Below are 24,558 nucleotides of genomic sequence, written 5' to 3'. Positions count from 1 at the left end.
AGGGAAGCAAAGTGGATTTAACGAATATGGGTAAAGCTGCTAAAGATGCAGCTTTCGAATTAGCGACAGCGTCAACTGCGCAAAAGAACCAAGCTTTAGCGATCATCGCTGATGAGCTAGAAGCAAACTCCGCTGCTATTTTGGCGGCAAACGCTAAAGACATCGAACTTGGCCGTGAAGCGGGTTTAACCGATGCGCTGCTCGATCGCCTTTTGCTGAATGAAGAACGATTGACTGCAATTGCGAATGATGTTCGCAACGTCATTAGCTTGAACGATCCTGTGGGCAGCGAAATCGACAGTAAGGTACTGGAAAATGGGATGTCATTGTCTCGCCGCCGCGTACCACTGGGTGTTGTGGGCGTAATTTATGAAGCGCGTCCTAACGTAACTATTGATATTGCGGCGCTGTGCTTGAAAACCGGCAACGCAAGCATTTTGCGTGGCGGCAAAGAGACATTTTTCTCGAATATGGAATTGGTAAAGGTTATTCAGTCTGCGCTAGCAAAGGCGAACCTTCCTGCCGCTTCGGTTCAGTACATTGAAAAGCCAGATCGTGAGCTAGTCTCTCAACTGCTTAAACTGGACGATTACGTCGACATGATCATTCCACGCGGTGGTGCTGGCCTACACAAAATGTGTAAAGAAAACAGCACGATTCCGGTGATTATTGGCGGCTTTGGTATTAGCCATATCTTTGTCGACGAATCCGCTGATCTAGAGAAATCCCTGAATGTGGTTGAGAACTCTAAAGTTCAACGTCCATCTGCGTGTAACTCACTAGATACGCTGCTCGTGCATGAAAAAATTGCAGCACAATTCCTACCAATGATCGTAGAGCGTATGAACGATAAAGTGACGTTCGTGGCAGAGCCAAAAGCAGAAGAACTCATGGAGCAAGCGAAACAAGTTCGCGATGCTGTTGAAGGTGACTTTGATACGGAATGGTTGAGCTACACCCTTGGTGTAAAAGTTGTGTCTGATGTGAAAGATGCAATTGATCATATGCGTGTTCATAACGCGAGCCACTCAGATGCGATCATGACCAATAGTTTGGAAAACTCAGAACTGTTCATCAATTCTGTCGGTTCGGCGGCGGTTTATGTGAATGCTTCAACGCGCTTTACAGACGGTGCGCAATTTGGCCTTGGCGCAGAAGTCGCAGTATCCACGCAAAAGCTACATGCCCGTGGTCCAATGGGCTTAGAAGAGCTAACTAGCTACAAGTGGGTTGGTAAAGCGAATTACTTAGCACGCAGTTAACACATTCAACGAGATCTTGAGTGAAAAAGGGGCCTTTGGGCCCCTTTTTGTTTTGTCTAACATACCAATTCCGCTACACTACATGAGCTTTTATTTCGGTTTGAAAGCGTTATACCCAAATAGCTTTAATAGAGTCCGTATAACCATGAACGTGTGGTTATCCGTGATGGCTCATGAGGTTATTTTGGTATAGATATGGAGGTGATATGCATTGTCCTTTTTGTTCCGAGAACGATACCAAAGTTATTGATTCCCGCTTAGTGGCTGATGGCCATCAAGTTCGACGTCGCCGTCAGTGCTTGGCGTGTAGCGAGCGTTTTACTACGTTTGAAAGCGCAGAGTTAGTGATGCCTAAAGTGATCAAATCGAATGGCAACCGTGAACCTTTTGATGAAGATAAAATGGTTGGCGGTATTCAGCGCGCATTAGAGAAACGCCCAGTGAGTGCCGATTCTATAGAGTTAGCGATCAGCATGATCAAATCACAACTGCGTGCGACGGGTGAACGAGAGGTTCCGAGTGAAATGATTGGTAATTTAGTCATGGACCAACTCAAAGAGCTCGACAAGGTCGCTTACATTCGTTTCGCTTCAGTTTACCGCAGTTTTGAAGACATTCGCGAGTTTGGCGAAGAGATTGCCCGCCTAGAAGACTGAGTAGCTCATGACTCAACACACTCCTGAAAGAGCGTTTTCTGATTTAGATTTCGCCATGATGTCACGAGCTATTAAGTTAGCGAGACGTGGCATTTATACCACCGCCCCAAATCCAAATGTGGGGTGCGTCATCGTTCGTGATGAAGAAATTGTTGGTGAGGGCTATCACCACCGCGCTGGTGAGCCGCATGCCGAAGTGCACGCGATGCGCATGGCGGGTGAAAAAGCAGTTGGTGCAACCGCTTATGTGACGCTCGAACCTTGCTCTCATTACGGCCGTACACCGCCATGTGCTGAAGGGCTAATCAAAGCTAAAGTGGCACGTGTGGTTTGCGCAATGGTAGACCCAAACCCTAAAGTTGCGGGGCGGGGCATCCAGATGTTGCGTGATGCCGGAGTTGAAGTACAAATCGGCTTGTTAGAGCGAGATGCCCTTGCCCTTAATCCAGGGTTTATAAAGTACATGCGTACAGGCATGCCGTTTGTTCAATTAAAAATGGCGGCCAGTTTGGATGGGCAAAGCGCACTCAGCAATGGGCAGAGCCAATGGATCACCTCCCCTGCGGCCCGCCAAGATGTGCAGCGTTATCGAGCGATGAGTGGTGGTATTCTCTCTACCAGCAAAACGGTGATTGATGATAATGCGTCACTCAATGTGCGTTGGGATGACTTACCTACCAGTGTTCAAGCGCAGTATTTACGAGAAGAACTTCGTCAACCAGTACGTGTAATCTTAGACCGTCAGAACCATTTAACGGATGCGCTCAAGCTGTTCCACACCGATGGAGAGCGAGTTATTGTTAGCCCAGATGGAGACTGTATCCCTCTATTGGACAGCGCTGACCAAATTGACTTATCAACAACATTAAAGCGTATCTCGGATGAGCACCACATCAATCACTTATGGGTTGAAGCTGGAGCTACGCTAGCGAGTGCGATGATAAAGGCTAATCTTGTAGATGAGCTCATTGTTTACCTTGCGCCAAAACTCATGGGCAGCGATGGTCGGGGGCTTATCGGTGCTTTAGGATTAAGCGCTATGGCTGACGTCATAGATTTAAACATTACAGACGTTCGTATGGTTGGGGTAGACATTCGCATCACCGCCACCATAAAACGTAATGAACTTAGATAAGAAATAGTATGTTTACAGGAATAGTAGAAGCAGTTGGCAAGTTAGCTGCGATTACGCCGAAGGGCGAAGACATCACCGTCACGGTTGAAACGGGGACGCTTGATATGTCAGACGTTAAGTTAGGCGATAGCATTGCGACCAATGGTGTTTGCTTAACGGTAGTTGACTTCGGAAGCCACTATTACAGTGCTGATCTGTCATTAGAAACCTTGAAGAAAACTGGGTTTGCCGAATACCAAGTGGGCGATAAGGTGAATCTAGAAAAAGCCATGTTACCAACAACGCGATTGGGTGGACATATCGTTTCTGGCCATGTCGATGGGGTTGGTGAAATTGTCGAACGTAATTTAGTTGGCCGTGCGATAGAGTTTTGGGTTGCAATGCCTGCGGAAATTAGCAAGTACGTCGCAGAGAAAGGCTCGATTACAGTTGATGGTATTAGCCTAACCGTCAACGACTTACGTAAAAATGCTTTTAAGCTGACGATCGTTCCTCATACGAGTGAAGAAACTACGATTGACCAGTTTCAAGTGGGGCGCAAAGTCAACTTAGAAGTTGATGTACTTGCGCGTTATATGGAGCGTTTACTGCAAGGACAGCAAGAAGATAAGGCCGAGTCTCGTATCACGATGGACTTTTTACAGCAAAACGGTTTTGCATAAGTCTTGGGAGTGGCTGCGTGAGGCATGCGATAAAGAGCAGACTCACAGAACACCGCGAGATTCATTGACTTGCTTGGTGCAAAGCTCAAACTATTGACCTAACTAGCATTCACTGCAACATGATTTTTCATTGCTGTCGCAATAACAAATTTAGAATAACGGGATAACAAACTATGCCAATCAGTACGCCACAAGAAATTATTGATGATATTCGCGCAGGCAAAATGGTCATCCTAATGGATGATGAAGACCGCGAGAATGAAGGTGACTTGATCATGGCTGCCGAGCATATTACGCCGGAAGCCATCAACTTTATGGCAACCTATGGCCGTGGCCTGATTTGTTTAACCATGACCAAAGATCGTTGCGAAAGCCTAGGTCTGCCACCAATGGTGCAAGACAATAATGCGCAATACACAACCAACTTTACTGTTTCGATTGAGGCGGCAGAAGGGGTAACGACGGGTATTTCAGCCGCGGATCGCGCACGCACGGTTCAAGCGGCAGTCGCGCCAAACGCCAAAGCTGCGGATTTGGTGCAGCCTGGTCATATCTTCCCGCTCGCGGCCCAAGATGGCGGTGTACTGACTCGCGCAGGTCACACTGAAGCTGGCTGTGATTTGGCTCGCCTTGCTGGTTTAGAGCCAGCATCGGTTATTGTTGAGATCTTAAATGACGACGGCACCATGGCTCGTCGCCCTGATCTAGAGATCTTTGCAGAGAAACACGGTATTAAATTGGGCACTATTGCCGACCTAATTGAGTACCGCAATAACACTGAGACAACGATTGAACGTGTGGCAGAGTGCAAGTTACCGACAGAGTTTGGCGAGTTCACGTTAGTCACGTACAAGGACACCATTGATAACCAAGTGCACTACGCAATGTGCAAGGGCGATTTGAAAGAAAAAGCGCCACTGGTTCGCGTACATCTTCAAGATGTTTTTACCGACTTACTACGTAGCGATCGTAATGCAGAGCGCAGCTGGACACTAGATAAGGCAATGAAACGTATTGGTGAAGAAGGTGGTGTGCTGGTTGTTCTTGGCCATGAAGAGTCGACCGATCTACTTATTCATCGTGTGAAGATGTTTGAAGCGCAAGACAAAGGTGAAGCACCAACGCTTGCTAAGAAACAGGGCACGTCTCGCCGTGTTGGTGTGGGGTCACAGATTCTTGCGGATCTCGGTGTACATGATATGCGCCTTCTGTCATCGACCAACAAAAAGTACCACGCATTAGGTGGTTTTGGTCTGAATGTGGTTGAGTACGTTTGCGAGTAACAACCGAACAATAAGTTCCTAGTCTTTTACGCACTCAACTCGTCAATGGCTAGGAACCGGTGATTTGCCTCCAATTTCCATTAGATATTGCTCACAAATTTGTGCTAGAATCCGGCGATTCTCACTTGATGAACATATTTCACTTATAAATAGAGTTAAAGGAAAGCTTATGAAAGTGATCGAGGGTGGCTTCCCAGCGCCAAATGCAAAAATTGCTATCGTTATTTCTCGTTTCAACAGTTTTATTAACGAAAGCCTACTTTCTGGTGCGATCGATACACTAAAGCGTCACGGACAAGTAAGCGAAGACAACATCACGGTTGTGCGTTGTCCAGGTGCCGTAGAACTACCTCTAGTAGCTCAGCGTGTTGCTAAAACTGGCAAATTCGACGCTATTGTTTCTCTAGGGTCTGTTATTCGCGGTGGAACGCCTCACTTTGACTATGTTTGTAGTGAAATGAACAAAGGTCTAGCACAAGTGTCTATGGAATTCAGCATTCCAGTAGCATTTGGTGTTTTGACTGTTGATACGATCGATCAAGCGATTGAACGCGCAGGAACCAAGGCTGGTAATAAAGGTGCAGAGGCTGCACTAAGCGCACTTGAAATGATTAATGTACTATCTGAAATTGATTCCTAATGGGGGCCAGTGTGAAACCAGCCGCACGTCGTAACGCACGTCAATTCGCTCTACAGGCGATCTACTCATGGCAAATTACTAAAGAGAATGTTGCCAAGATTGAAGAACAGTTTTTGTCTGGCGACAAATACGATGAAGAAGAACTTCATGCATCTGAGCCAGCGCTTGCTGCTCCAGAAACAGACGTAGCTTACTTCCGTGAACTACTAAGCGGTGTTGTACTTAGCCACGCTGAGCTAGATAGCAAAATTCGTCCATACATCTCTCGTCCTATGCAGGATTTAGATATGATGGAACTTGCTCTTCTTCGCCTTGCTATGTACGAGATGACTCGTCGCGAAGATGTTCCTTACAAAGTTGTTATCAATGAAGCGATTGAACTTGCAAAAGTCTTCGCAGCAGAAGATAGCCACAAGTTTGTGAACGGTGTACTTGATAAAGCAGCACCTCACATTCGTAAGAAATAACGATTTCTTCAATGAAAAGGTCAGCACATGCTGACCTTTTTTGTATCAAAAGCTTTTACATCAAAAAGTAAGTGAATTATGTCTGGTGAATTTAATCTGATAGACAAATACTTCGTCGGGCGTCAGAACCAACGTAAAGATGTCCACCTAGCGGCTGGTGATGATTGCGCACTCGTCAAAGCGCCGGCTAATGTTCAGATTGCGATTAGCACGGATACATTGGTGGCTGGAACGCATTTCTTATCCGACGCAAATCCGGCGTGGGTGGCGCACAAAGCATTGGCTTCTAACATCAGTGATTTGGCAGCGATGGGAGCAACGCCTGCGTGGGTGAGCTTTGCATTAACGATGCCCGAGCCAGATGAAGAATGGCTTGCACCTTTCTGTGATGCATTTTTCGAATTGGCTGATTACTATGGTATTCAGTTAATTGGCGGTGACACCACAAAAGGCCCATTGTGTCTGACTCTGACGGTGCAAGGTTTTGTTCCTGAAGGTAAAGCTCTCACACGTTCCGGCGCAAAGCCTGGGGATTGGGTATACGTAACGGGAAACCTTGGCGATGCAAAAGCTGGTTTGGATGTGATTCTAGATGACTCTCTGCGCAGCAGAGTCGGCGCGGAAGCACTAGAGCGAGCTCATTACCTTAGTTCTCCGCGTGTGCTTGCTGGACAAGCTCTTGTTGGCTTAGCCTCGTCGGCGATAGATATTTCAGATGGTTTAATCTCTGATATTAAGCACATTTTACAGCGATCTCAGGTTGGGGTGAGTATTGATGTCTCTCAGCTACCGATCTCTTCAGAATTAGTCCAGTTTTTAGATGATAAGATCAGCGCGCAGCAGTATGCTTTAGCAAGTGGCGAAGAATACGAGTTGTGTTTTACCGTGCCGGAGCAAAATCGAGGCTCGTTACAAAGCGCTTTATCTCATACTGGCTGTAAGGTCACATGTATTGGTCAAATCCGACCAAATGGAACCTTCGAGCTGCATGATAACAATCAACCACTTGATTGGGACTTAAGTGGCTTCGACCACTTTAAATGATCTGAGCTAAGCTCTAGCCAAGAGCCTGTTACTATTGAGCAACTCACAGGCATGACGATTGAAACCAAACTAGCAGTATAGGTTTAAGGATATGACCAACCCTCTTTCTCTGATTTCATTAAAGAACCCGTGGCATCTATTGGCGACGGGTTTTGGCAGTGGATTATCCCCGTTTATTCCAGGAACAATGGGGACGCTGGCGGCCGTGCCCTTCTTTTTGTTGTTGGCGCAATTGCCATTTACGGCGTATGTCATTGTTGTTCTGATTTCGTGTGTGATCGGCATTCAAATCTGCCAAGTGACGTCTGCAGACATGAAAGTACATGATCATGGTTCAATCGTATGGGATGAATTTGCGGGTTTTTGGATTACGATGGGTATCGTCCCTGCGTTAAATATTCCGTTGACCGAGTGGAAGTGGTTGCTCACTGGCTTCATCCTGTTCCGTTTTTTCGACATGGTAAAACCGTGGCCAATTGGGTGGCTAGATAAGCGAGTTCACGGTGGGCTGGGTATTATGGTTGATGATATCGTGGCGGGAATTATGGCTGGTGTTGCCCTGTTTCTAGTCGCAAAATACGCAGGCTGGATGAATTAAACGTTGGACATAAAAAAGGGATGCCATGAGCATCCCTTTTTAAATTCTATTTTGCTAAATAATCCAAGATGGATTGTTCAATCCCTTTTGCATCGAGACCAAGCTCTTCATGCAGTTCATCTTGTGTTCCTTGATGAATAAACTCATCGGGTAAGCCTAGGTTTAAGACTGGCTTAATGATTTTATCTTTCATCATAAACTCAACGACACCTGCACCTGCACCACCTGCGATAACATTTTCTTCTAACGTCACGAGCACGTCATGATCTGCGGCTAATTGACGAATTAATGCTTTATCGAGCGGCTTCACAAAGCGCATATCTGCCACGGTTGCATTGAGATATTCAGCGGCTTCTAGTGCATTACCCAAGAAAGTACCAAAGTTCAGAATAGCAACTTTTTCACCTTGGCGAACCATGCGTCCTTTACCGATTTCTAAAGCCGTAAACTCAGTTTCGATTTCTACGCCCATCCCGCTACCGCGAGGGTATCGAACCGCACTAGGGCCAGTATGTTTATGGCCAGTGTAAAGCATTTGTCGACATTCGTTTTCGTCACTTGGCGCCATGATCACCATGTTCGGAATACAGCGCATAAAGCTTAGATCGAATGCGCCTTGGTGAGTTTGGCCGTCTGCACCAACGAGACCTGCACGGTCGATAGCGAACATTACTGGTAAATCCATGATCGCGATATCGTGGATCAGTTGGTCATAACCACGTTGCAAGAAAGTCGAATAGATAGCTACGATTGGATGATCGCCAGCAATTGCCATACCTGTTGCAAGTGTCACAGCGTGTTGCTCAGCAATCGCCACGTCAAAGTATTGGTCTGGGTACTCTTTTGAGAAACGTACCATACCAGAGCCTTCGCGCATTGCTGGCGTAATTGCCATTAGCTTAGGATCTTGGGCCGCCATGTCACATAAAAAGTCACCAAAGATTTTTGAGTAAGTTGGCTTACCGCCACTGCTCTTCGGTAAGCTATTGTTTGCCGGTGCGAACTTCGGTACTGCGTGGTAGCCGATAGGATCTTTCTCGGCAGGCTCATAACCTTTGCCTTTCTTGGTCATGATGTGCAGGAATTGAGGGCCTTTGAGCTCACGCATGTTTTTTAGCGTTTTGACGAGTTCATTGACGTCGTGTCCATCAATAGGGCCAATGTAATTAAAGCCGAACTCTTCAAACAGAGTGCCAGGCACTACCATGCCTTTTAGGTGCTCTTCCGTACGGCGAACCAACTCTTTAATAGGTGGAACACCAGACAGCACTTTCTTACCGCCTTCACGGATAGAAGTGTACAAGCTGCCAGAAAGTACCTTAGCAAGGTGGTTATTCAGGGCGCCGACGTTTTCTGAAATCGACATTTCGTTGTCGTTCAGAATAACCAACATATCAGGATGAACGTCGCCAGCGTGGTTCATGGCTTCGAATGCCATGCCAGCTGTAATTGCGCCATCACCAATTACACTGACGATTTTACGACCTTTGCCCTCTTTTTGCGCGCTGATGGCCATGCCAAGACCAGCACTAATAGATGTCGAAGAGTGACCGACAGATAAGGTGTCATATTCACTTTCTTCACGCCAAGGGAAAGGGTGTAGACCATCCTTTTGGCGAATTGTTGGCATTTTATCGCGACGTCCGGTGAGGATTTTATGCGGGTAAGCCTGATGACCAACATCCCAGATCAATTTGTCGATAGGGGTGTTGTAAACATAATGCAGAGCGACAGTTAGCTCTACGGTGCCTAAGCCAGACGCTAAGTGTCCGCTAGATTGGCTCACTGAATTTAGCAGATACGTTCGCAGTTCATCACACAGATTTGGTAATGTTTCTTTCGGAAGGAGACGTAATTCTTCCGGTGTATTTGCTAACGCCAGTGTTGGGTACTTTGAAATATCAAGAGTCATATAAATGCGCGCTTATAGTGTTAATTTTTGCGCTCGATGACATATCGGGCGAACTCTTCGAGTAACTGAGTATTGTATGGGATAGCTTCCAATGCTTGAAGTGCTTCCTGTAACAGAGTGTGAGCTTTCTCAATGGCTCCCTCTAAACCCAGCAGGGAAGGATAAGTGCTCTTATTCAGACCTTGGTCAGAACCTTGAGGCTTACCCAGTGTTTCTGTGTCACTGATGATATCAAGAATATCGTCTTGAACCTGAAACGCCAAACCAATTGCTTTTGAGTAGCGCTCCAAGTGAGGTAGAACCTCGATACCTTTCTCACCAGCAGCTAATGCACCTAATTTTACCGCACAATCAATCAGAGCTCCGGTTTTTTTACGGTGTATCTCTTCCATTTCTTCAAGAGAAACTTGGCGATTTTCTGCGCCTAAATCTAAAGCTTGTCCAACACACATGCCGTTGGCGCCAGAAGAATGCGCCAACGCTTTGATCATATTGATGCGTTGAGTCTCGGCTGCCGGGTTTAATTGACCATCGGCAATAATGGTGAAGGCGAGAGTTTGTAGTGCATCACCTGTCAGTATTGCGGTTGCTTCATCAAACTTAATATGACAAGTTGGTTGACCTCGACGCAGTTCATCATCGTCCATGGCAGGCAGATCATCATGAATGAGTGAGTAGGCATGTATACATTCGATAGCAGCGGCAGGAGTGTCTAAGTCTTCTGGTTTACAGCCGAGCATTTGACCTGTGATGTAAACAAGAAAAGGGCGAACGCGTTTTCCACCTAGCAAAAGGCCGTATTTCATTGCTTGAATCAATGGCTGCTCTTGATATGGAAGCTGATCGAGCCACAAGTTCAATTGCTGATTGTTTCTTTGTTGAAAAGACGTCAATGTCTGTTGCATCACATTGCTCACTACTGATGGTTATTCTGAATCTGGTTTGAAGTCACTCAGTGGTGCTTCATCATCTTCGCTGAGAAGAATACTTACGCGCTGTTCGGCGTCGCTAAGTTTAGTTTGGCCAGCACGAGCTAAGGCAATGCCTCGTTCAAACTTACGTAGAGCATCATCTAGGGCAAGATCGCCATTTTCTAATTGATCAACCAAGCTATCAAGCTCTTCAATGGTTGCTTCGAAGGTCATGTTTTCTGGTTTCTTGACCGCCATCTTTTTTCTGCCTTAATCAAGCCTTGGAGAAGATGCACGAAAGTTACCTTAGCCTAGTAACTTGGTCAAATTTAACCTTATATAATTGTCACAAAATTAGCGTTAAACGAGCCTAAGCGCTGAAACCCCATATTTTGGTTAAGGTTGTTAAGTCTAATTTGTGATCCATTAGCTAAGATTTTTCTAAAAATTCTGCGCGAGTTGTCGATACAGGTAATAATCCGCCCAATGGCAGTATTTGAGTATAGCGTGAGGAGTGCTTTGTGGATTTAGCAACCCTATTAGGTTTGATTGGTGGTTTTGCATTCGTCATTATGGCGATGGTGCTTGGTGGCAGCATCGGCATGTTTGTCGATGTCACGTCGATCCTTATTGTCGTTGGTGGCTCAATATTTGTAGTACTGATGAAGTTCACAATGGGACAGTTCTTTGGTGCAACAAAGATCGCAGGCAAAGCCTTCATGTTTAAAGCGGATGAACCGGAAGACTTGATCGCAAAAATTGTGGAAATGGCCGATGCGGCACGTAAAGGTGGTTTTCTTGCTCTTGAAGAGATGGAAATTAATAACACTTTTATGCAAAAAGGCATTGATTTGCTTGTTGATGGCCATGATGCCGACGTGGTAAGAGCAGCCTTAAAAAAAGACATCGCGCTTACAGATGAACGACATACGCAAGGTACTGGCGTATTTCGCGCCTTTGGTGACGTTGCTCCTGCGATGGGAATGATTGGTACCTTGGTTGGTCTTGTTGCGATGCTTTCAAACATGGATGATCCAAAAGCGATTGGACCAGCAATGGCGGTTGCACTCTTAACCACATTGTATGGCGCGATCCTGTCCAATATGGTGTTTTTCCCTATTGCGGATAAGCTTTCTCTGCGCCGTGACCAAGAAACGCTAAACCGCCGTTTGATCATGGATGGTGTATTAGCGATTCAAGATGGTCAAAACCCGCGAGTGATTGATAGTTACTTGAAGAACTACCTCAACGAAGGTAAACGTGCCCTTGAGATTGACGAGTAACTTGGAGAGTAGTGATGGATGATGAAGATAACAAATGCGATTGTCCGCCACCCGGTCTCCCGTTATGGATGGGGACATTCGCGGATTTAATGTCGCTACTGATGTGTTTCTTTGTTCTTCTGCTCTCGTTTTCTGAAATGGACGTACTGAAGTTCAAACAGATTGCGGGATCAATGAAATTTGCCTTTGGTGTACAAAATCAACTTGAAGTGAAAGACATTCCCAAAGGTACTAGCATCATTGCTCAAGAGTTTCGACCGGGCCGACCAGAACCAACGCCGATTGATGTCATCATGCAGCAAACCATGGACATCACTCAGCAGACGCTCGAGTTTCATGAAGGGGAGTCTGACCGAGCTGGTGGCACAAAGCGTGATGAAGGCAAGTTAACCGGTGGTCAATCGCCAGAAACGTCAACGCAAAACAATCAATCTTCAGAAGCGGATATGCAACAGCAGCAATCTGAAGAGATGTCGCAAGAGATGGAAACCTTGATGGAAAGTATCAAGAAAGCCTTAGAGCGAGAGATTGAACAAGGTGCGATTGAAGTTGAAAATCTTGGCCAACAGATTGTTATACGCATGCGTGAAAAAGGTGCATTCCCTGAAGGTTCGGCCTTCTTGCAGCCTAAATTCCGCCCTTTAGTTCGACAAATTGCAGAGTTAGTAAAAGACGTGCCAGGCATTGTGCGAGTATCTGGTCATACGGACAACCGACCGTTGGACTCTGAGCTTTATCGTTCTAACTGGGATCTCTCCTCTCAGCGCGCCGTATCGGTCGCACAAGAGATGGAGAAGGTGAGAGGTTTCTCTCATCAACGTTTGAGAGTGCGAGGCATGGCAGATACTGAACCATTGTTGCCGAATGATTCTGATGAAAATCGCGCGCTTAACCGGCGGGTTGAAATCAGCATCATGCAAGGCGAGCCACTATACAGTGAAGAAGTGCCTGTAATTCAATAACTAGACTTTGGTTTTAAGTCAGTAGAGAGATAAGAAAGCGAGCAGATTGCTCGCTTTTTTTGTTTTTCCAATCCGCTTGGGTGTATAATCTTGCGCCTTAAAAGTGAGCTCAGACTACTTTTTGTGACTGAAACGCGGTTTTACTGCGTATGAAGTATTGAAGTTGAGTGTCACTCTTTGTTGATTGCGAAACTAACCTGCGAATTAGACTATGAAATTTATTGTAAAGCCCCATCCAGAAATTTTTGTAAAAAGTGAATCTGTGCGTAAGCGCTTCACAAAGATTTTAGAGTGCAACATTCGTAACATCATTAAGAGCCGCACGGAATCTGTCGCGGTATTCAACCGTCGTGATCACATTGAAGTGACCTCTGAGAGTAACGAATTCCACGCTGAAGTTCTTGAGGTTTTGACTCATACACCAGGCATTCACCACGTACTGGAAGTGAAGCAGACCGAATTTAAAGACTTGCACGATATCTTCGAACAAGTACTGGAGCTAAATCGCTCTGCACTCGAAAATAAAACCTTTGTTGTACGTGCGAAGCGTCGCGGTAAGCACGACTTTACCTCTATCGAACTAGAGCGTTATGTCGGCGGTGGTTTAAACCAAGCGATTGAGAGCGCAAGAGTTAAGCTGCAAAACCCAGACGTGACGATCAAGGTGGAAGTCTCGAACGATAAGCTAAACCAAGTGCTGGCTCGTCATAAAGGTCTAGGCGGCTTCCCACTGGGTACGCAAGAAGACGTGTTGAGCTTGATCTCTGGTGGTTTTGACTCTGGTGTTTCTAGCTATCTACACATCAAACGTGGCTCAAAAGTACACTACTGTTTCTTTAACCTAGGTGGTCCAGCGCACGAAATCGGCGTTAAGCAGGTTTCTCACTACCTATGGAACAAATACGGCTCTTCAGCAAAAGTACGTTTCATCTCAGTTGATTTCGAACCTGTGGTTGCGGAAATCCTAGAGAAAGTCGATGACGGCCAAATGGGGGTTATCTTGAAGCGTATGTTCATGCGTGCAGCAGGCATGATCGCTCAGAAGATGAAGATCGAAGCATTGGTAACAGGCGAAGCGCTCGGTCAGGTATCGAGCCAAACGCTAACTAACCTCCGCCATATCGATAACGTAACGGACACGTTGATTCTGCGCCCACTTATCAACTGGGATAAAGAAGACATCATTAACCTAGCACGCGAAATCGGCACAGAAGACTTTGCGAAGACTATGCCAGAGTATTGTGGTGTTATTTCTAAGAAGCCGACAGTAAAAGCGATTAAAGCGAAGCTAGAAGCGGAAGAAGAGAAGTTTGACTTTAGCATTCTTGAGCAAGTAGTTCGTGATGCACGCATGATGGACATTCGTGATATCGCGAAAGAGTCTGAGCAAGCAGCACCAGAAGTCGAGCAGGTTGAGGCGGTAGAAGAGCACGCGGTTGTGCTAGATATTCGTAGTCCTGAAGAGGAAGACGATAACCCGCTCGAAATCGAAGGTGTGGATGTGAAACATATCCCATTCTACAAATTGGGTACACAGTTTGGTGATTTAGACCAATCTAAGACATATTTACTGTACTGTGACCGCGGTGTGATGAGCCGTCTGCAAGCGCTTTACTTGCAAGAGCAAGGCTTCAATAACGTAAAAGTTTACCGCCCATAGTTGACTGATAAAAAGACGTTAAAAGGCGCAAATTGAGACATCAATTTGCGCCTTTTTTGTTTTTGATCGCGTTACAGCTAATCATTACTTAGCATAATGTTGAGGCTTATCGCAAAGCCATACACTTTGTGTTGATATAACGATAATTAATCCGAAAGAAGAGTAATAAAGTGATGTTGCTGCCAGATATACGGATGAGATTTTCGATAGATAAAAAAACACCGCCTAATTTAGGCGGTGTAACAAATTTGACAGACAGGTCAAAAATAAATACAGGAAGTATATGTTTTGTCACAGGGAGTGTGGACAAAACATTATGGTAGAAATCTACCTAACTCGAAATACGAGTTTGCAAACACAACATCGCAACAACGAAGCCAATTGATTTCCAAAGAAATCAAGCCGTTCAGGCTCGTGTTGCGGGGTGAAATATAGAATTTATCTGGCTGTTCGACAACGGACATTTTATAATGTTTCAGATTAAAAAAACTAATCCTATTTGAGGTCCCATATGTCTCGCAGATTGCCTCCATTAAATTCGCTTCGAGTCTTCGAAGCGGCTGCTCGTCATCTCAGTTTTACGCGAGCGGCAGAAGAGTTGTTTGTTACTCAAGCCGCGGTCAGTCACCAGATTAAAGCACTCGAAGAGTTCTTATCGTTGAAGCTCTTTCGTCGCCGTAATCGTTCGCTATTGTTGACAGAAGAAGGACAAAGTTACTTTCTCGACATCAAAGATATTTTCACCTCGATTGCCGAGGCGACAGATAAGGTATTGGAACGTAGTGAAAAAGGGGCATTGACGATCAGTCTACCGCCGAGTTTTGCTATCCAATGGTTGGTGCCTCGTTTGGCCGATTTTAATGCTCAAGAGCCAGATATCGATGTACGTATTAAAGCTGTGGATATGGATGAAGGTTCACTGACTGATGATGTAGATGTGGCTATCTACTATGGCCGTGGGAATTGGCCGGGTTTGCGAGCGGATAAATTGTACCAAGAGTTTCTGATCCCACTTTGTTCACCTTCGTTACTTTTAGGCAACAAACCATTAGAATCTCTAAGTGACCTCAAATTACACACTTTGTTACATGATACTTCGCGTAAAGACTGGAAGCAGTTTGCGCGTCATTACAACATCGAAGGTATCAATGTAAACCACGGTCCTATTTTCAGTCACTCGACGATGGTGCTACAGGCTGCTGCGCATGGTCAGGGGGTCGCGCTTGGTAACAACGTACTCGCCAAGCCAGAAATGGAAGCTGGACGACTCATCGCGCCATTCGACGAGGTGTTGATCTCCAAGAATGCATTCTACGTGGTGTGTCATGAACAGCAGGCAGATATGGGCCGAATCGCAACGTTTAGAGACTGGATGTTAGCGACCGCGAGAAAAGAGCAAGAGGAAGTATTAGATGAGCCAATGGATAGTTGAGGGACCTGAGAGCGGTCCTCTATTTATCTTTGCCCATGGCGCTGGAGCGGGGATGGAACATGATTTCATGACCGCCGTTGCCAAAGGATTAGTTGAGCAAGGAATTCGCGTGGTGCGATTTAACTTCCCGTATATGATTAAGCGAGCGGAAGATGGGAAAAAGCGTCCACCAGATCGTGCGCCAAAGCTGCTTGAAGCCTATGAAGAAGTGATTGCTCACTTTACCTCTCAACCTATTGTCATTGGTGGTAAGTCAATGGGTGGTCGCATGTCGAGTTTACTGGCTGAAAATGAGCTGGTGGCGGGCATTGCCTGTTTAGGGTTTCCATTTCACCCACCGGGAAAACCAGAGAAATACAAAGGCGAGCACTTAGCAACTATTGAGAAACCTACGCTGATTCTGCAAGGGGAGCGAGACACCTTTGGTAAGCGTGAGGAGTTCGATGACTTTGTCCTTTCATCGCAAGTTAAGGTGAGTTTTTTACCCGATGGTGACCACAGCTTTAAACCGCGCAAGAGCTCAGGCCATACCGAGGCGGGTAACATCGATCTCGCGGTAGAGCAGTTAGTGGCGTTTATCAAAGAGGTGTACCGTGAAAAGTAAGTGGTTACTCTCATTTTCTGGTCTGTCTGGGCTGGTTTCTGTCGCTCTAGGTGCCTTTGCTGCACATGGGCTAAAAGCTCAGCTGGCTCCGTATTTACTTGGCGTATTTGAGACCGGAGTGTTGTACCAATTTATTCACACGTTGGCGATTGTGTTTTGTGCGGTTTTATTGCTATTGAATTTGGGACAAAAAGCACAAAAATATTTTTTCATTGCAGCGATTTGCTTTATCATCGGCATCTTTTGTTTTAGCGGCAGTCTTTACGCACTGGCGCTGACAGGCATTAAGTGGTTTGGGCCGATTACTCCAATGGGAGGATTGCTGTTCATGATTGGTTGGTGTCTGTTCTTTTTTGCTGCGTTCAATATCAAAGAGGTCTCCAAGTGAAACAACTAATGCTCTATTGCCGTTCTGGCTTTGAGAAAGAGTGTGCTGGTGAAATTCAGGACAAAGCGACACAGTTGGAAGTGTATGGCTTCCCTCGTGTGAAGAGAAACTCAGGTTATGTTGTCTTCGAGTGTTACCAAGATGGAGATGCGGACAAACTTGCGAGAGGTTTGGACTTTAAGTCGTTAATCTTCGCTCGCCAAATGTTTGCGGTAGCGGCTGAGTTTCAATCGCTGCCAAGTGATGACCGCATTAGCCCAATTTTGAATGAGCTAGCAGACATTGAAGCGTTTCCTCGCTGTGGGGATTTGAGAATTGAAACTCCGGATACGAATGAAGCGAAAGAGCTACTGAAATTCTGCCGTAAATTTACTGTCCCAATGCGTCAAGCGTTGCGCGGTAAAGGTCTAATGTTGAACAAAGACAACGCGAAGAAGCCAGTATTGCACATTTGTTTTGTGGAGCCTGGCCATTGTTATGTCGGTTATTCTTACACTGACAATAACTCTCAGTTCTTCATGGGTATTCCTCGCCTTAAGTTCCCAGCAGACGCCCCAAGTCGTTCAACGCTTAAACTGGAAGAAGCATTTCACGTCTTTATTCCACGTGAAGAGTGGGATGAGCGTTTGGCTCCAGGAATGTGGGGGGTCGATTTAGGCGCATGCCCAGGCGGTTGGACGTACCAACTGGTGAAGCGCTCGATGTTCGTTCACTGTGTCGATAACGGCATGATGGCAGACAGCTTGATGGAAACCGGCCAGATCAAGCATCATATGGTGGATGGTTTTAAATTCGAACCAGACCGTAAGAACGTAACATGGATTGTTTGTGACATGGTAGAAAAGCCAGCTCGTGTTGCTCACCTTATGGGCCAGTGGCTGTTAAAAGGTTGGGCGAAAGAGGCAATCTTTAACCTTAAGCTGCCAATGAAAGGCCGCTATGACGAGGTGCTGCAAGACCTTGAAAACCTGAAGCAGTTCCTGATTGATAATAAGGTAAAGTTCAGACTACAAGCTAAGCATTTGTATCATGATCGTGAAGAGATCACGATTCATATCCAGTGTCTATCGAACATTTCGCCGTACTAATTCTATCTCCTAGTCATTTGGGGATAGTCCCGAGAATAGAAAAAGCGCCTTCAAATGGCGCTTTTTTATTGTCTGAGTGCTTTATGGTTTGAAACCATCATCTGACACTATTCCGCTTTATTTGGTCCTGTAAAGCGAATGTCCTGTAAGTTAAAGCCGAGTTCAATGTCGCACTTTAAAGCCGCGACGCGTTTACATAAGCGTGCAGACTCAATGTGCTCGTCTAATTTTTTACGGTATTTCGGTGCGAGGTCTTCACTGGCGTAGGCTGCTTCAATATTCTCAAAGTGAGTAAGAATCTCTTTCGCCGCTTTTGGTCCAATGCCCGGAACCCCAGGCACTTGGCTAGAGCTGATCCCCGTTAACCCCCAATAATCGGCCAGTTGGCTTGGTTTTACGCCGAACTCTTTTTCGATAAACGGTTCATCTAACCAACGATGTTGGAAGTAATCACGGATCTGTAGGGTAGGAGAAAGCAGCTGACAGTAGCCTTTATCCGTAGAAACGATGGTGACTTTTTCACCATGACTGGCCACTTTAGTCGCGAGAGTAGCAACCAAGTCGTCCGCTTCATCGCCTTCAGAAAGCAATGAATCAATACCTTGTTCCCACCATGCTTGCTGAATCGCATCTAGACCTTGCATCAGTGGTTCCGGCATTGGTTTTCGATTTTGCTTATAGTCTGGAAGAATCTCAGCTCGCCACCCTCTGTCTTGTTCATGGTGATCGAAAACCGCAATGATGTGTGTCGGGTTGGCTTCTGACAGAATGCGAGTGAGGGTTCTTTGTGTCGTGGTGATGGTTCTTGCTATGTCGGTTGGATCCGGTTGTGCAGAGTGCACTCGGCGGATCAGGTTTAGGGCATCAATAATAACAAGATGAATAGACATAATGACTTAGCAATAAAAAAGGGGCGTAATGCCCCTAGTGTAACGAATGCTAGCCTGACTATCGACCACCAATTTCTGGGTGAGCGATGCGATAACACGGTTCGTAGTCTGAACCGCCAGGTAATTTCATTCGGTGTTGTTCGACAAAGTCTTGTAGTAACTTATCGAGCTTTTTCATTAGTACAGGATCACCGTGAATGGTGAAAGGGCCTCGACGTTCGATTTCTCGAATTCCTTCGGCTTTGACGTTACCAGCCACGATACCGGAGAAGGCTTGACGCAGGTTGGCCGCTAAGACTTGAGGTTCTTGATCTAAGCTTAAATCCAATTGCTCCATCGACTCATGAGTTGGATCGAATGGTAACTGGAAGTTAGGCTCGATTTTTAATGACCAGTTAAAGCTATAAGCATCGCCTTTTTCTTTTCGGTGAAGGCGTACAGAGTCCATTGAGCGCTTCATGATACGTGCCACTTCTGCCGGATCGTCAATGACGATCTCGTAATGCTTTTGACCTTCTTCGCCAAGTGTATCGCGAACAAACTCGTCGATAGAGCGGAAGTACTCTTCACTCTCTTTTGGTCCTGTTAACACGATAGGCATTGGCTGATCGGCGTTGTCTGGGTGCATCATAATGCCAAGAATATACAGCAACTCTTCTGCAGTGCCCGGACCACCAGGGAAAATCACAATGCCATGCGCCATACGTACAAAGGCTTCCAAACGCTTTTCGATGTCCGGCATGATAACCAGCTCATTCACGATTGGGTTTGGTGGCTCGGCTGCAATAATCGAAGGCTCGGTTAAACCAAGATAACGTTGCTGAGTATAACGCTGCTTCGCATGTCCGATAGCGGCACCTTTCATTGGCCCTTCCATCGCACCAGGGCCACAACCCGTGCAGATATTAAGTTCACGCAAGCCAAGCTCGTTACCGACTTCACGTGTGTATTGATATTCCACGCCATTGATAGAGTGACCACCCCAACACACGACGAGGTTTGGCTCGATACCTGGTGTGAGTGCTCTGGCATTACGCAGAATACCGAACACGAGGTTAGTGATGTGAATTGGGTTCGTCAGGTTGAGTCGTTGTGCGTCTGCTAAATGCATATTGACATAAACGATATCGCGTAACACGGAGAACAGATGCTCTTGGATACCTTTAATTATCTCGCCATCGACAAAGGCGTGCTCAGGTGGGTTAGTCAGCTCAAGCTTAATACCACGCTCGCGGCGCACTACGTTGACATCAAACGACTGGTGTTTATCGAGCAGCTCTTTCGAGTTATCGGTATGACTGCCGGAGTTCAACACCGCTAACGTGCAGTTGCGGTACAGTTGATAAAGTTCACTCGAGGCCGTGTTTTTTAAGCGCTCTACTTCTAATTGAGATAGCAAGTCCATGCTACCAGCGGGGCTTATATGGGTAATCATAACGCCTCCTTGTGTTGCATTATTTTGAGGGAAAGTACCAACTCACCTTTTTGGGTTATACGTATGGTTTGATGAAAGGCAGTTGGCCGATTTGGTTTTATGGTTATTGACTCCCAAGCAACCTCAAGATGGTACATTCGCGTTCTGTAAATGCATCATCTTGAAGTGACTTGGGTTTTTACAGCTTAGCAGACTGAAAGGGAAGAAATGTGATAACTCGTTGAAAATGGGTGGTTATAAAGCGTAAATTGCGCCAATTCTGGTTTGTTTGTTCGCTTTTTGTACGAAATCTAGCTCCAGTTAAGCTGATTTGTTCCACGTTTTTTAGCGTCCGCAAGCATCTTGCCGAGTCGATCGAGTACATACTCTGGCGTATCGGACTCTTTAAAAGAGGTCGACACAGCCGCTAGGGTGATCATGATATTTTGCTCACGGAACTTAAATGGTAATTGGCTAATATCACGCTGGATATGTTTAATGAGATCCAGTGTGTATTCTTCAGATTGTTCTGGAACGAGTAAAATAAACTCTTCGCCACCAAAGCGAGCTACCGTTTCAGTTTCTGATACGCGTTTATTAATGGTGCGAGCTATGATCTTCAACGCTTTATCACCAGCCGTATAGCCATAGCTGTCATTCACCGCTTTGAAGTTATCAACGTCAAACAACACTACACGCAGATTCTGTTGAGAGCGAATCCAACGCCGATACTCTAACTCTAGTCGGTCATTAAATGCGGTGCGGTTATAGACTTTAGTCAGAGGGTCTAGCAACATGCGCTGAGCTTGGTCATCTAAGCGTCGACGATGATCTTGGGTGGTTTCAAACACGGCTTCGAGCTGGTTCTTACTGTAATTCAAACGCTCTTGCAGCGCTTGTTCTCGTTCTTCCGTCATTTTAAGTCGCTCTGTCAGCGACGCCATTTTCACAAGTAACGGGGCGACTTCTTTTTTTACATCCGCTAGATCTTGAGCTTGGTCGAGCGATAGTTGACTCAATTCAACCAGACTGTTCATTTCTGTGTTGAGCTCTTGACGGTGCTCAAAGTAGGTATGATGTTGGTCGACGTTCTGATGAACGGTTTTTAGGTTACTTGCGAGAGAAGTGTTCAGCTGATCAAGGAATTGGCTAGACGCTTCGCGCTCGAACTTTGTTGCTTCGACAACCAATTTCAGAGTTGAGAGCGTAAGCTCAATGAGAGACTCTGCACTCACGCCAAGAAGCAGCTTAGCCCGAATATCAAGCAACCTATCTCCCGTTTCTCCCTCAAAATCCAGCTCGGTGATGGTATGTTGTAGATCGCTGGCTAAGCACTCAAGTTGAGACTTATCAGGATTATTCTCAAACTCACTGAGATGCAAACGCGAGTTGGAAGTGATGATTTTCAGAGCGCGTTCGTAAATGCTCAGTAGCTTAGTGGCTTGATCGGCTTTATTGCTGGCATGAGCTTCTGAGAAACTCATTAAGTTCCGTAGTTCACGTTTTAACTGCGCAGGTAAACCTGTGACACGTTGGAGTGTTTCACCACTGTGTTTGATTTGTTCGTCTAAGTAGCCGTTCTGTTTGTCCATCGTCTTCGACTGCTGTTTGAGCATTCTCTCTAATACCGCTAAACGTGGGATAAGAGTACTGATATCTTTTTGATGTTGCAGCTCTTGTTGGATTTCAAACAGGTAATTGGATACCTGGGTATTCGAACCCTGGCAAGCTGAAGACAATGATGCCACAACGCGTTTAAGAACTTGTTGTTCACGTTTGAATTTGAGTGAAGTATCACGATGTGTCAGTCTGAGTTGGTCAAGTTGACAACTCAGCTGATGAAGCTGCGACTGAATATCGGATTCCAAGATTCCCATGAAGTGACTACGGTTAAGTCCATGTACTACTGACAATTATCCGATAATAACAAAAAACGTTATAGCGTCATTAGTTATTATGTCTAACAGGCGTTTAATTATCCATTTTTTAATATTTTCTTGATGTCGTCCTCATTCTTGTAGGACGAATGGATCTTAATCAGGCCTTGGCTAATGGCATGCTGACAGGCGGTTCTTATGTTACCCGTTGCAAAGCTCGCGGCGGGCGCGTTATCGATGGCTTTCAAGAAAACCCAGTGGCTTTGCTTATCCTTCAAGCTGACTTCTCGCGCAATGTGAGTCGCGAGCAGCAACAGATCGAGTAATTCCTCGTCGTTAATTGCAGTGTAGGCTCGGGGTAAGAACGGATAATCGCTGATACCCATGCGAATAATGCGGTTGACGTTGTGCTGCTGAGCGAACTCATCCACCCAAGTCTGGAATTTCTCGAACATGACTTCGGCAGAAGCATCACGGTCAGCGTTCGGCTCGATATAGAGTAGGTTTGCATCTGAGAAATGGTAAAGACGCGATGGCTTTTCTATCTTTTCCGCTAGAAAGTCGCCAAATGCGCGCTCCAGCTCTAGACCTGCTTTATAACCGTTGTGGACGTACATGCTTCGTAGGAATGGCAAGTCGATCATGACAAAGCGCAGGCGATCGTTAAGTGGCTCGTGGATCAATTCGCCCATTTGCCATTGCTCGAAAGTTTCGCTCGACTTTTTCAATGAGCGAGACAGCTTCACGTTCAGCATACGCAAGTTACGTAAACGGGAACGAGAGTGAGTGAAGAGATCATTACGCAGTTTTTCGATTTCACTTGCTTGGCGCTGCATGATCACGCCGCGGCGCATAATGAACAAAAACATCACCAACACAGTAATAAACAATGCGAATGAGATTTTCTGGAATTTGCGGTGTTCCCTTTCCACTTGCTCAAGGCGTTCCGATTGGCCGATATAGTGGATGGTTTGTTCAGCAAACTCTTTTTGTTGGCGGAATGCATCCTCACTGATTTGGTTGAGCTGTTTTTGCTCTAAACGCACAAGGTTGGTGTATTTCTTATAAGCCTGCAGAGAAAGTTGGTATTCGCCTGCCTGCTCGTAACCAAGCCCGAGTAAGCGGTAAGACTGCTGCTTAATGAAGTTGTTATTTTCAGGTGACTTTTCAGCAAGTGCTAACGCCAGCTTTGCATTGGTAATGACGTTTTTACTGTCGTTTTGATGATAAGCCAGGCCTGACTGAAGCAACGCTGCCTTTGCTTCAAGCTTAGGAATGTCAGTGTATTCTAAAAGCTCTTTAGAACGGTCTAGGTATTGTTCAGCTAGCGCGTAGTTATAGAGTTGTAGATAGGTAGCCGCCAAGCTTAAGCGAATCTTAATGATCCGATTAATGTTCTTACTGGTGCTTTCATGGTCCAGCACGTTGAAGTAGTGCACTAAGGCAAGGTTAAACTTGCCTTGGTAAAAATAAATGTCACCCATTTGCTCAAGGACATCCGCTAGGATGGGAGAGCTAGGGTAGGAGTCATAGAAGTCTGCGGCTTGAGATAAGTATTCGATCGCTTTGTCGTAAACTCGGCGCTCTTGGAAGAGCCTCGCCAACAGGCGATTAACTTTTGCTAACCTTGCGCCACTGTCACTCTCAATAGATTGCCAATAACCGTAAAGCAGTTCCGACAAAGCCAAATTGTATTTCTTGCTATTCAGATAAAACTCGCCGACGGCTGTGTAATAGTCGATCAAGGCTAAGTCAGATCGGCTGTCTTCAAGCATAGTTTTGGCTTGAGAATACAAACTTTCCGCTTTAATCAGATCGCCACTATGTGAAGCGAGGAGCGCTCTTTGCATCACTAATCGATAGCGAACGCTGTCGGTACGTTGCAATACCGCATCGGCTTCATCGAGTTGCTGCTCAATTTGGTTAAGCGTGTCTTCCGCTTTTGAGTAGTTTTTGTCGTACATCCAAATCATTTGGTTGCGCATCAGCTGGAGATCTAAATCCATGTACGGTAATTGATATTCTTGCGCTAAGCGCTCGGCTTTGTTTAGGTGTTCGATAGCCGAACGAACGTTACCCATGGCGTAGTCTGCCTGAGCGATAATCTTGTGTGCTTCGATGGTGCTGCTTGGTGTACGAACGCTACGATCGGTCTCGTCACGAGACATAGCCGAAGGGCTGTCACTCTCTTTGCGTTCCGTTAGCTCACGTTGTGACAAGTAGTTGGTTGCCGCTTGTTTTGCTTGTGATGGCTCTATTTCCGCCAATTGTTGTGCTTCGTTGAGTAACGCGGACGATAAAATGGTCGCATGAAGCGGCTGTACAAACAGCAAGCAAAGAAAGCCAATCAACTTGAATAGACGCGAACTGTCCCAAAACATCCTTTCGTT

Annotated in this window: 23 protein-coding genes; 16 read left to right on the top strand and 7 right to left on the bottom strand. The window is 45.9% G+C overall.

The window, feature by feature from the left end:
• Positions 1-11: 11 nt before the first annotated feature.
• The 9 genes from L3V30_RS07015 (at position 12) to pgpA (ending at position 7,747) form a co-directional block, all read left to right on the top strand.
• Complete coding sequence (locus tag L3V30_RS07015) at positions 12-1,262, top strand: glutamate-5-semialdehyde dehydrogenase (protein WP_237308568.1); 1,251 nt, start codon at positions 12-14, stop codon at positions 1,260-1,262.
• Positions 1,263-1,468: 206 nt separating this feature from the next.
• Positions 1,469-1,918: a transcriptional regulator NrdR gene (gene nrdR / locus L3V30_RS07010; RefSeq protein ID WP_005381578.1), complete on the top strand. Its 450-nt coding sequence runs from the start codon at positions 1,469-1,471 to the stop codon at positions 1,916-1,918.
• 7 nt (positions 1,919-1,925) lie between these two features.
• Entirely contained in the window at positions 1,926-3,053 is a 1,128-nt protein-coding gene (gene ribD / locus L3V30_RS07005) for a bifunctional diaminohydroxyphosphoribosylaminopyrimidine deaminase/5-amino-6-(5-phosphoribosylamino)uracil reductase RibD (protein WP_145474373.1), read from the top strand.
• Between the two features lie 8 nt (positions 3,054-3,061).
• On the top strand, positions 3,062-3,715 hold the full coding sequence (locus L3V30_RS07000) for a riboflavin synthase (protein WP_053811835.1): 654 nt from the start codon (positions 3,062-3,064) through the stop codon (positions 3,713-3,715).
• 173 nt (positions 3,716-3,888) lie between these two features.
• On the top strand, positions 3,889-4,998 hold the full coding sequence (gene ribBA, locus L3V30_RS06995) for a bifunctional 3,4-dihydroxy-2-butanone-4-phosphate synthase/GTP cyclohydrolase II (RefSeq protein ID WP_005381573.1): 1,110 nt from the start codon (positions 3,889-3,891) through the stop codon (positions 4,996-4,998).
• A gap of 169 nt (positions 4,999-5,167) precedes the next feature.
• Positions 5,168-5,638: a 6,7-dimethyl-8-ribityllumazine synthase gene (gene ribE / locus L3V30_RS06990; RefSeq protein WP_005381572.1), complete on the top strand. Its 471-nt coding sequence runs from the start codon at positions 5,168-5,170 to the stop codon at positions 5,636-5,638.
• Entirely contained in the window at positions 5,638-6,105 is a 468-nt protein-coding gene (gene nusB / locus L3V30_RS06985) for a transcription antitermination factor NusB (protein WP_005381571.1), read from the top strand. The genes ribE and nusB overlap by 1 nt, the downstream gene beginning before the upstream one ends.
• Positions 6,106-6,183: 78 nt before the next feature.
• Positions 6,184-7,149, top strand: coding sequence for a thiamine-phosphate kinase (thiL, locus tag L3V30_RS06980; protein ID WP_152812631.1), 966 nt, complete (start codon positions 6,184-6,186; stop codon positions 7,147-7,149).
• Between the two features lie 91 nt (positions 7,150-7,240).
• Positions 7,241-7,747: a phosphatidylglycerophosphatase A gene (gene pgpA / locus L3V30_RS06975; protein WP_046874310.1), complete on the top strand. Its 507-nt coding sequence runs from the start codon at positions 7,241-7,243 to the stop codon at positions 7,745-7,747.
• 46 nt (positions 7,748-7,793) lie between these two features.
• On the opposite strand, the gene dxs is transcribed toward pgpA, so the two are convergent.
• Genes dxs through xseB form a run of 3 tightly spaced genes read right to left on the bottom strand, consistent with a single transcriptional unit; the run spans position 7,794 to position 10,828 of the window.
• Positions 7,794-9,659 (bottom strand): 1-deoxy-D-xylulose-5-phosphate synthase, encoded by a 1,866-nt coding sequence (dxs, locus tag L3V30_RS06970; RefSeq protein WP_237308567.1) that lies wholly within the window; start codon positions 9,657-9,659, stop codon positions 7,794-7,796.
• A gap of 20 nt (positions 9,660-9,679) precedes the next feature.
• Entirely contained in the window at positions 9,680-10,564 is an 885-nt protein-coding gene (ispA, locus tag L3V30_RS06965; protein ID WP_005391389.1) for a (2E,6E)-farnesyl diphosphate synthase, read from the bottom strand.
• A gap of 21 nt (positions 10,565-10,585) precedes the next feature.
• Positions 10,586-10,828 carry an exodeoxyribonuclease VII small subunit gene (gene xseB, locus L3V30_RS06960; protein WP_005381566.1) on the bottom strand — a complete coding sequence of 81 codons (243 nt, stop codon included), beginning with the start codon at positions 10,826-10,828 and terminating at the stop codon, positions 10,586-10,588.
• 263 nt (positions 10,829-11,091) lie between these two features.
• Between xseB and pomA the strand changes: the two genes are divergently transcribed.
• From pomA to rlmM, 7 genes are all read left to right on the top strand, one after another.
• Complete coding sequence (gene pomA, locus L3V30_RS06955; protein ID WP_005381564.1) at positions 11,092-11,853, top strand: flagellar motor protein PomA; 762 nt, start codon at positions 11,092-11,094, stop codon at positions 11,851-11,853.
• Between the two features lie 14 nt (positions 11,854-11,867).
• A complete protein-coding gene (locus L3V30_RS06950; RefSeq protein WP_074190973.1) occupies positions 11,868-12,815 on the top strand; it encodes a flagellar motor protein MotB in 948 nt (315 codons plus the stop codon).
• A 211-nt stretch (positions 12,816-13,026) separates the two neighbouring features.
• Positions 13,027-14,475: a tRNA uracil 4-sulfurtransferase ThiI gene (thiI, locus tag L3V30_RS06945; RefSeq protein ID WP_031780206.1), complete on the top strand. Its 1,449-nt coding sequence runs from the start codon at positions 13,027-13,029 to the stop codon at positions 14,473-14,475.
• A gap of 511 nt (positions 14,476-14,986) precedes the next feature.
• A complete protein-coding gene (locus L3V30_RS06940; protein WP_005391378.1) occupies positions 14,987-15,907 on the top strand; it encodes a transcriptional regulator GcvA in 921 nt (306 codons plus the stop codon).
• Positions 15,888-16,511, top strand: coding sequence for an alpha/beta fold hydrolase (locus L3V30_RS06935; protein ID WP_012842074.1), 624 nt, complete (start codon positions 15,888-15,890; stop codon positions 16,509-16,511). The genes L3V30_RS06940 and L3V30_RS06935 overlap by 20 nt, the downstream gene beginning before the upstream one ends.
• Positions 16,501-16,899 (top strand): DUF423 domain-containing protein, encoded by a 399-nt coding sequence (locus tag L3V30_RS06930; protein WP_005391376.1) that lies wholly within the window; start codon positions 16,501-16,503, stop codon positions 16,897-16,899. The genes L3V30_RS06935 and L3V30_RS06930 overlap by 11 nt, the downstream gene beginning before the upstream one ends.
• Positions 16,896-17,987: a 23S rRNA (cytidine(2498)-2'-O)-methyltransferase RlmM gene (gene rlmM, locus L3V30_RS06925; protein ID WP_005391375.1), complete on the top strand. Its 1,092-nt coding sequence runs from the start codon at positions 16,896-16,898 to the stop codon at positions 17,985-17,987. The genes L3V30_RS06930 and rlmM overlap by 4 nt, the downstream gene beginning before the upstream one ends.
• Before the next feature lie 107 nt (positions 17,988-18,094).
• Here rlmM and xni read toward each other — a convergent pair whose 3' ends face one another.
• From xni to L3V30_RS06905, 4 genes are all read right to left on the bottom strand, one after another.
• On the bottom strand, positions 18,095-18,877 hold the full coding sequence (gene xni / locus L3V30_RS06920) for a flap endonuclease Xni (RefSeq protein WP_150916390.1): 783 nt from the start codon (positions 18,875-18,877) through the stop codon (positions 18,095-18,097).
• A gap of 58 nt (positions 18,878-18,935) precedes the next feature.
• A complete protein-coding gene (ppnN, locus tag L3V30_RS06915; protein WP_005391372.1) occupies positions 18,936-20,312 on the bottom strand; it encodes a nucleotide 5'-monophosphate nucleosidase PpnN in 1,377 nt (458 codons plus the stop codon).
• A 290-nt stretch (positions 20,313-20,602) separates the two neighbouring features.
• Positions 20,603-22,168 carry a GGDEF domain-containing protein gene (locus L3V30_RS06910; RefSeq protein WP_237308566.1) on the bottom strand — a complete coding sequence of 522 codons (1,566 nt, stop codon included), beginning with the start codon at positions 22,166-22,168 and terminating at the stop codon, positions 20,603-20,605.
• A 98-nt stretch (positions 22,169-22,266) separates the two neighbouring features.
• Complete coding sequence (locus L3V30_RS06905) at positions 22,267-24,549, bottom strand: hypothetical protein (protein ID WP_005391368.1); 2,283 nt, start codon at positions 24,547-24,549, stop codon at positions 22,267-22,269.
• Between the last annotated feature and the right edge of the window lie 9 nt (positions 24,550-24,558).

The organism is Vibrio sp. A1-1 (assembly GCF_021728175.1).
GTDB lineage: Bacteria > Pseudomonadota > Gammaproteobacteria > Enterobacterales > Vibrionaceae > Vibrio > Vibrio diabolicus.
The sequence above is the reverse complement of the archived record's forward strand: the minus strand, read 5'-3'. Positions and strand labels throughout refer to the sequence as shown.